The organism is Microcoleus sp. B3-A4 (assembly GCF_036705385.1).
Lineage (GTDB): Bacteria > Cyanobacteriota > Cyanobacteriia > Cyanobacteriales > Microcoleaceae > Microcoleus.
This window is the reverse complement of the sequence record NZ_JAUBUI010000140.1, coordinates 1-9,043: the sequence shown is the minus strand read 5'-3', so window position 1 is coordinate 9,043 and position 9,043 is coordinate 1. Positions and strand designations below refer to the sequence as shown.

7 protein-coding genes are annotated in these 9,043 nt (G+C 43.5%); 1 reads left to right on the top strand and 6 read right to left on the bottom strand.

Annotated elements, in window-relative coordinates:
- Positions 1 to 153: 153 nt before the first annotated feature.
- The 5 genes from QUB33_RS28205 to galE form a co-directional block, all read right to left on the bottom strand.
- Positions 154 to 1,353, bottom strand: a complete 1,200-nt coding sequence (locus QUB33_RS28205) for a glycosyltransferase family 4 protein (RefSeq protein WP_333357558.1) — start codon at positions 1,351 to 1,353, stop codon at positions 154 to 156.
- A gap of 165 nt (positions 1,354 to 1,518) precedes the next feature.
- Positions 1,519 to 3,522: an ABC transporter ATP-binding protein gene (locus QUB33_RS28200; protein ID WP_333357555.1), complete on the bottom strand. Its 2,004-nt coding sequence runs from the start codon at positions 3,520 to 3,522 to the stop codon at positions 1,519 to 1,521.
- 92 nt (positions 3,523 to 3,614) lie between these two features.
- Positions 3,615 to 4,766 (bottom strand): glycosyltransferase family 4 protein, encoded by a 1,152-nt coding sequence (locus tag QUB33_RS28195; RefSeq protein ID WP_333357552.1) that lies wholly within the window; start codon positions 4,764 to 4,766, stop codon positions 3,615 to 3,617.
- Between the two features lie 279 nt (positions 4,767 to 5,045).
- The gene (locus tag QUB33_RS28190; protein WP_333357550.1) at positions 5,046 to 5,882 is read right to left on the bottom strand and encodes a hypothetical protein; all 837 of its coding nucleotides are present in this window, start codon (positions 5,880 to 5,882) and stop codon (positions 5,046 to 5,048) included.
- A gap of 288 nt (positions 5,883 to 6,170) precedes the next feature.
- Positions 6,171 to 7,172 carry a UDP-glucose 4-epimerase GalE gene (gene galE, locus QUB33_RS28185; RefSeq protein WP_333357547.1) on the bottom strand — a complete coding sequence of 334 codons (1,002 nt, stop codon included), beginning with the start codon at positions 7,170 to 7,172 and terminating at the stop codon, positions 6,171 to 6,173.
- 632 nt (positions 7,173 to 7,804) lie between these two features.
- On the opposite strand from galE, the gene gloB reads away from it, so the two are divergent.
- Positions 7,805 to 8,578, top strand: a complete 774-nt coding sequence (gene gloB / locus QUB33_RS28180; RefSeq protein ID WP_333357544.1) for a hydroxyacylglutathione hydrolase — start codon at positions 7,805 to 7,807, stop codon at positions 8,576 to 8,578.
- A 2-nt stretch (positions 8,579 to 8,580) separates the two neighbouring features.
- Here gloB and QUB33_RS28175 read toward each other — a convergent pair whose 3' ends face one another.
- A complete protein-coding gene (locus QUB33_RS28175; protein ID WP_333357541.1) occupies positions 8,581 to 8,970 on the bottom strand; it encodes a glycosyltransferase in 390 nt (129 codons plus the stop codon).
- Between the last annotated feature and the right edge of the window lie 73 nt (positions 8,971 to 9,043).

Genomic DNA, 9,043 nt, shown 5'->3' with positions numbered 1-9,043 from the left:
CGATCGCTGGCAACTTTTGGGCGAGCGAAACTGTTTCTTTGATTCATAACGGGCGTGCGGCGCCCGTGGAACGCTCTAAAGAGGACTTTGGCTATTAGCCAGTGGTTTAAACCACTGGCGGACTGGCGGGCTGACGAATGGCGGATTGTCGGCTTAATTAATAAGTTGCGATCGCACTTTGTCATCCACATAACTTAAAATTCTCTCTATCCTATTTTCCCACGAAAATTGCTTGACAAAATTCCTTGTTTCTGCATAGCCTTCGCTTTTCCTCGGATATTTTGTTAAACTATCTCGAATGCTTTGTGCAAACTGGTGCGGGTTATCCGGTTCGCACCAAGTTGCTGCTATGTTTCCCGATTTAAATTCCATTAAAGAGGCAATCTCCGTCGCAACAATCGGAGTTCCCGATGCCATATAATCAAAGAATTTTAAAGGAGATGTGAACGTCGCGGCTTCTGTCAAACAGTGCGGGTGAGTCAAAACATCGGCTGCTTGCAGCAAGCTAGCCAGTTGATTTTGAGGCAGGTAGCCGAGAAATTTAATGTTGTTAACTTGCTTGTTTTTGGCTAATTGCTGGTATGCTGTTACTTGGGATGAATCACCGCCCGCGATCGCAAATTGAACCAGCGGCAATTCCTTAGCCACCTCCACCAACATATCAACACCTTTAAACGGGTAAAGTCCCCCTGCATAAACTGCTAAATGCCGTCTGTCATCTTCTAATAATTGCTGCCGCCAATTCTGGGCTGCTTCCGTGTGTCGGGCGAGAAACAAATGGTTAAAACCGTTGTGCAGCGTAATTACTTTTTCCGGCGGCATTCCATTCAAAATCATGCTGTCTCGGACAGTATCGGCAACAGTTACAGCAATTTGAAACAGAGGATTGCGGACAATTTCTGGTTCAAAATTTTTGTCTTCGTGGTGGTGCTGTTCGTAGATAGCGGGCATTCGGTTTTTAACTGCTGCTTTGACAAAGTTCCAGTCGCGGCTGTGGACAATTTTAGTGGATTTAAGCAGGTGAATGGGTAAATAGTATTTTGATACTATTGTACTCGCACTCGTCCACTTGTTATCCCAAAGGTCGATCGGCCACGGCATGGGCAAATCTGCTACTTTTAATTTATCTTGAATATTGTAAATTTTGGCAAGTTTGTCATCTGGTTTCGTCGGTTGAAAAGGAAAAAGCAAATCAACCGGATTCAAAGCACTCCAGCCTTTGCGGAGGTATACCAAAACTGCTGGATAACCGAGGTTTGCTGCGGCATTGGCAGAGTGTGCAACTTGAACTAAGCTCGCAATATTGGGTTGCGGTAAGATATTTCTGGTAAAAAATACATAATATTTAGACATCGTAATTGGTAGTTGGTAATTGGTAAAGGGAGGCAGAGCCTCCACATATGTATTCCTAGGCGAACCCTGGGAACAAAGGTAAATCAACCCGACATGATATGACTTATGGCTCCTTCTTCCTAAATTCTTCCTCCTTCCTTCTTCCTCCTTCCTTCTTCCTTCTGGCTACTTTTTAACAGCCTGACGCTTAATAGTCTTTTCTATAAATTCTAAAGTAGTGAAAATATTAGCAGCCGAGTGAAACGATTCTCTAATTAACTCGTCTCTTTCTTCGGGAGAGTCTACCATTTCATCTACGAGCAATTTGAGGTAAGCTATCATGGGAGTCAGGCGAGTGCGAATTTCGTAAGAACCTCTAATTAGAGCTTCATCGCGAGCGGTTTCTTCGGCAAATTGCACTGAATACAAGCGAGTGTAGTAACCTCCTTTTGCTAGCAATTCTTCGTGGGAACCCATTTCTACTACTTGTCCGCGATCGATCACGGCGATTTTGTTGGCTTTTTGGACTGTGGAGAGGCGGTGGGCGATGACTAAGGTTGTGCGATCGCAGCTCAATTTCTCGATCGCCGCTTGCACGTACCTTTCCGAAACCGTATCCAGCGAACTCGTTGCCTCATCTAAAATTAAGATTTCCGGGTTTTGCAGCAGGGCTCTAGCAATTGAAATTCTCTGACGCTGGCCTCCCGATAAGATCACGCCCCGATCGCCAATTTGAGTATCCAACCCCTCCGGCAACCGTTGGATAAACTCATAAGCATTCGCTCCCTTCGCCGCTTCCACAATTTCTTCCTCAGTCGCTTCGGGTTTAGCGTAAGCAATATTTTCGCGCACAGAAGCATTAAACAAAAACGTATCTTGGCTAACAATACCCATCGCTTGTCTGAGACTTTTCAGCTCAAAGTCGCGCAAATCCCTGCCATCGATCGAGATATGACCTTCAGTAGGATCGTAAAATCTCGGCAGTAAATCTGCCAAAGTTGACTTGCCAGAACCCGAAGCTCCTACCAAAGCCAAAGTAGTGCCGTGAGGTAGGAATAAATCAACTCCTTGAAGAACTAAATTTTTGTGCTGGGGATAACTAAAAGATATTTTATTAAAATGAATTCCCGATTTCAAGTGAGTGTAAGGCACAGAACCGTTCAACATAAACGGCTTGTCCTGGCAGCTCAAAAAATCATTAACCACCTCTACACTAGCCCACGTATTCGCAAATTGACTGCGCCCGCTATTCAACTGAGAAATTAAAGGAATTAGTCGAAAAAGTACCAATAAATAGGTTAATAAAATTGTAGAAATAGACTCTATCTCATTCGCAAATATGGTGCGACCTATAAATACAATCAAAATTATAACTATCAAATTAACAACTTCGTTAATTGGGGCGATCGCCCCATAATTTACCTGAGCCTGAAAATCCGCTTGTTCTCGCCTTTGAATTAAATGCTTGATCCGCTGATACTCCCTTTCCTCGTTCCCCGTTGACTTGACCAGCCGAATCCCAGTAATGGTTTCCAGCACCCTAACCGAATAATCTTTCGACATTTCAGAAAGCAGGTACCCAAAATGCTTGGAACGGTTAATAATATATTGATTTGTCCAAGCAACTAACGACAGCAAAAATGTAGCTGTCACGGTCAATTTCCACGAGATAGAAAGCAGCAGACCCACAAAAACCAAAACAGTGATTGAGGTAGTAAACATTCCGATTGCCGTGCCAACTGCACTAGCAGTCCGACCAATCTCTCCGCCCAATCTATTAATTAAATCCCCGACTTTGGTTTTAGAGTAAAAATCTAAACCTACGTATAACAACAACCGCAAACCTTCTTCTCGCAAATCAAAAGTCAGAGAGCGCGTCAGAGAAGTAGCTACTAAAGTATTGATATAACTCGCAACATTTTTTAAAATTATTGCTAGCACAATCGCCCCGGTCATCAACATTAAACGCTGATTTTCCGGCAATCCCTCAAAGGGATGCATCAAAGTTTTAATTAGAGGTGGAGCGCCGCGCAGCTCGATAGCTTCCTCTAAAAAACTTAAAAGCACTGGTACAATCAGAGTAGTGCTGATACCGTTGAATAAAGCGCCAGAAAAGCCCAGCATCACAGTTAAGAGAATCCTGCCGGGATATCGTCTGGCAAATTTTAGGAGTAGCTTATTGGCAGACATGAAGCATTCCCAGCTAAACAGTACGACATCTCAATATATTCTTTAATGACAGCCAGTTTTTCTTCCTCCATTGAGTCGAGTGAAAATTACCTCTACATACCTGCAATTATATCTGAGAGTATCGGTGTCATTGCTTGAATGCTATATTTTTTCACGCATCTTTCCCGAGCTTTCATTCCTTGCAAATTCGCGGCTGTCAAATTTTGAAATATCCATTGAATTTTTTGTGAAATTTGAGCGGGAGAACTCGGATCTACTAAATAACCTGTTCCCCCTAAAATTTCTGGAATATCCCCCACTCGCGTAGACAAAACAGGCTTAGCCATTGCCATGCCATCTGTCAGCTTGAGCGGAAACTGAGCCACGCCTGTGAGAGTTTCTCGCTGAGGAACAACGACAACGTGAGCCGCCGCTACAACCGACGGCATCGTCTCGACTGGAAACCTTGGTAGTTTAACAATCCAACGCCCCCATTGTTCCACAAGTTTATCATCATAATCATCATAAGGACTTCCGCCGACGATCGCTAATTTTAAATCTGGCTCATTTAACTGTTCGAGGGCCATCAAAACATCCTCAACGCCTTTGTGAGGTCGCGGCGCACCGGGAAACATCAGAATTCTATACCCGGACAAGCCGTAACGCTGTCTGCTCAATTCAGGATTGTATTTACCAGGGTCGAACATTGCAGTATCCTTACCATTAGGCAAATATACACCACCAAAACGCTGTTTTAAAAACTCAGTATCAACGGTGACTGCATCAGCGCGGGAAACTAAACTTTCCATCCACTGGATATAAAGCGGATGATCGGGTTCTCTCAACTCACCATTGTCTTTAAAAATATCTCGATAAAGTTGTTTAAAAGAAGGACGGTATTTCCATTCATCTCCGCCGTACCAGCTAAGTTCCCAGTCGTCTATATCTAAAATTATAGAGTTGCTAGTAGCCAGTTTTTTTAGCAGTGATAAACCAAAGCTTGTAGGTTTAGGTTTTACTGCATAAATAATATCTCCATCTATTTTTTTCCAAATCTTTTGAGCATCCATCAAAAACCCCGGATATTTTTTACCCGGTATCGAACATACCGGGATGTCTCGCGGAGGAATAGCATACAATTCCTTGCCAAACTGAAATCCAACAACTTCTACATCACATTTAAGATTGAGCAAGACTTGAGCTAAGAGAAAAGCACGAATTGCACCTCCTCCTGACAAATCGCTCACTACTAATGAAACTTTCACAGAGTATTTTGTTTAAAAGCTTGGTTTGATTTTCCTGCTTAACCGAGCTTTTGTCAAGGCGATTGGAACTGACGCCCTCCACACCAAAGAAACCTGGTTTTAACCAGGGGAAAGGACAGCAACGAAGTATTTGGGTAAAAAAAACCAGTGATGAATCCAGGACTGTTATTCAAGCCAGCAATAATTCTTCTAGGTAAATTTTCGGATATGTTGAGGCTAATTTTTTTGATTGTTGGCTCAATTTTGTTGTTTTTGATGCAGTTTGCCAACAAAATTTAATTATTTTAAACGCCAGGGATTGTTAAGTTGATTGGGTAAAAATATTTTAGCCGTGCGATCGACTATTCTAGTAAAGAGCGATCGCGTCACGTTCTTGGCATACTGAGGGCGGTAAGGATAAGTGCAGTGCATTACTTTAATCGGTTTGTCGATCGTATAAACATCTTTCCACTTATCCAAGTAGTTGTAAACCGGGGACAAATTTGTCATTTTCGGTTTCACCGATTCAACAGCCGCCGCAAAAGCGCCTTGGTCTTTCAACAGTAGCACATTTTGATGGGCCACTACCATATCAAAATATTTCTTAAAGTTTGTGAACAATTCCTGAGTTTTACTGCTTTTCGTAAAAGCGATAAATCCACCATTGTATTGAATGCTATTTTCATTTAGCGGCAACCCGACAGACTGCAAAGTTGACAGAATATCCTGCTTCACTCTTAATAAATTTGCCGCTTTAGCAATCGCAGGCTGCACATCTTCCGTGACCAACAAATCCACCCCATCAAGAAAATCAAACACCTCATCTATTGGCGACAGCAAACAAATATCACAATCCATATAAATAGTTTTTTCAAATAAAGATTCACCGTACAAAGCCAGCTTAGCTTGCCGCGACGCCAAAACAGGATTTTCATTAGAGGGTGCAGGTTTCAATATGACATTTCCAAAAACCTGAAGTAAAGGATATAAAATTAGAGGGACTCTATCTATTAAAATAATAATGGGTTCCCGGTGAAACTTCCTGACAGAAGCCAAAAAATGAACACAATCCTGGAAAGAGTAAAGACCAGTTAAAATAGTAATAAATCCCTTACTTGCTAATTTATTGTAGTTCATTATTTTACTTAGTCAAGAATTTATTTAGTTGACATTTAACTAGGTTGATTACACATAAAGATTACATAGAAAATCGTTTTTTTTTACTACTCTGGACTTACACACAGGCTCAATATATAGTGTTTCCTAGGGGCAAATCCCCCGTGATTGCCCCCATACCTGGGATGATTGCCTAAGTTCTACTACTCTTAATAGCGTAAAGTACGCTCGAATCTGGTCAGCGTACTTACGCAAATTGGGGGTATTTTCTAAAGTTAAGGGTAAGGTGCGGAAGGCGCACCTTAAAGACTAAGAGCTGTGGCGTTTTTGGTGCCACTGCCAAGCATGGGAGATAATGTTCTTAATGTCGGGATATTCTGGAGACCAACCCAAGGTTTTGATGGCTTTCTCGCTGCTGCCAACCAAAGCAGGCGGGTCTCCCGGACGCCGCTCACGCTCAACAGCCTTAATCTCTTTTCCGGTCACTTGGCGAGCCGTTTCTATCACCTCTTTCACCGAAAACCCGCCGCCGTTGCCCAAATTAAAGAAATCAGATTTGCCACCCTTGAGCAAATATTCTAATCCCAAAATGTGAGCGGATGCCAAATCGTTAACGTGAATGTAATCCCGGATGCAAGTACCGTCAGGAGTATCGTAATCCGTGCCAAAAATCGCGATCGAATCTCGTTTCCCCAAAGCAGCGAACAACACCAGCGGGATCAGGTGAGTTTCTGGATTGTGATCCTCTCCTAACAACCCGTTCGGATCGGCCCCAGCCGCGTTAAAATAGCGGAAACAAACAGACTTGAAATCATACGCAGCGTCAAAATCCGACAAAATCCGTTCTACCATTAACTTAGTAGCACCGTAGGGATTGATCGGGTTTTGTGGGTGGTCTTCTGTGAGCGGGATTTTCTGCGGTACGCCGTAAGTCGCGCAAGTAGAAGAAAACACAAATTTCTTCACGTCAGCAGCGAGCATTGCTTCCAAAAGGGTAATAGTACCGATGACATTGTTGCGGTAATATTTAGCTGGGTCGGTAACAGATTCGCCCACGTAAGCGTATGCAGAAAAGTGCATTACCGCATCAATTTTGTGCGTAGCAAACAGGTTATCGAGAAGAGTGCGATCGCTCGTATCGCCAACTATAAACTCCACCTGCAAAGCCTGGTCTACTATATCTTGGTGACCGTAAGCTAAATTATCCAAAATCACCACACCGTAACCGGCGTTTTTCAGCGCTAATACCGCGTGAGAGCCAATATATCCAGCTCCGCCCGTCACCAAAATAGTTGGTTTGTCTGCACTCATTTTCTTCTGCCTGTTTTTGTAGCTGGGATTGCCAAGAGCCTTGTTAACTTGAGACTGCCACATCAGACGCTTTCACACTATGCCTGAGCCGGAGAATTCAAGCGAAATATATAGGCTTTGGTGTGCGAGAGGGAACGATCGCACTCCTAACCAACGCTTTTTATACTCCAGATAGATGCTGACTGTGCAAGTCTTTCTGTTCAATCGATAAACTTGAGGCGACCAATTTGGATATAATCAAATATCCGATTGATTTGATGTCGATCCTCTTCTGAAATTTTATCATCTGATAGGATAGCCGAAGTCAAAACTAAGTGTTCCCGGCGAGTGATCTTACCAGACGCTACAATCCGTTCAACTTTTTGAGAAATTGTTAAGTTCGATTTGTTGTGAGATGTTCGCATTTATTCTTCGATCGCTTGTATACTAAAATAATTAAAGCCGATTGCACTTATTGACCCAAAAATGGTGCGTACCCGACCGTAAATCACTTTGCTCAACAGCATAAATAACGTATCATAGTTTTACTTCCCAAGATAGATACGCGGACTTAATCAATCTGCAATCGGCCTTCGGATAGCGTTCAGAACTAATTTAATTATATAATATTTTTCCTAGAGAGGCACTTTTCTATGCAGGTTTATCGGCTTCCGGTACTGTCCGACAATTACATTTTCTTGCTGCACGACCCCGATCGCCACACAGCAGCCGTCGTCGATCCAGCGCGATCGCAGCCAGTATTAGAGCAACTGCAAGCACTCGGAGCCGAATTAACCGCAATTTTCAATACCCACCACCACAGCGACCACATAGGCGGCAATCAGGAACTGATCGATCGCTTTCCCCAAATTAAAGTTTACGGTGGCGCAGAAGATAGAGGCAGAATTCCCGGACAGCAAGTGTTTTTACAAGCGGGCGATCGAGTTTCTTTCGCCAACAGAACCGCCGAAGTCTTCTTCGTACCCGGTCACACAAAAGCTCACATCGCCTACTATTTCCCCCCCAGCAACCCAGGCGAAACAGGCGAATTGTTCTGTGGCGACACTTTATTTGCTGGAGGCTGCGGCAGACTATTTGAAGGCACTCCAACTCAAATGGTAGCCTCCCTCGGGCAACTGCGAAACTTGCCCGACAATACCAGAGTTTGGTGCGCCCACGAATACACGCTGAAAAACCTGCAATTTGCCATCAGCGTGGATGGCGACAATCCCGATTTACAGCAGCGCTTCGCCGAAGTCAAGGAAGCGCGGAGTCGATCGCAACCTACAATACCATCATCGATCGGCCTCGAAAAAAGCACAAACCCATTTTTGCGCTGGGATTTTCCCCAGATCCAATCAGCCGCCAACACCCGCGATCCAGTGCAAACCTTCGCTCGCTTGCGCGGCATGAAAGACCAATTTTGACCTTAAAGTTTTTGTTTCTTCAGATAACTCTTAAACTTCAGTATTGGTTCGCTCAACCACCTGTCAAATCTTTTGTATTTTACCTGAAAGCTCGACAGCCCCTTAAACTTATTTGGAATTTTTTCCAGTTCGTCCTTAAACGGTGTCTGAGACAACATATCAAGCCATAATTGATTGGGGGCGGAGCTTTCCCACGGTTTCGGTCTTGACATAAAGTGAATGACTTTACTTGACATATCATCAGTCTTGTGGTTGTTCCATCTTTGGTCTAATTGCTTCCACCTTCCCACTAAAACTGAATTTAATGCACCTTGATCGCGATCGCCCCAAACGTGGGTTCTAGCATTTTGGAGCAACTTTTCGGACAGTTGCTCTTCCTCCCAAAGCTTCATATCATGTCCGGGTGCTTACCCATAATTAAGCAGCAACTGGAACTTGAGGCCACCAGTGAAAGTTTGTTAAACC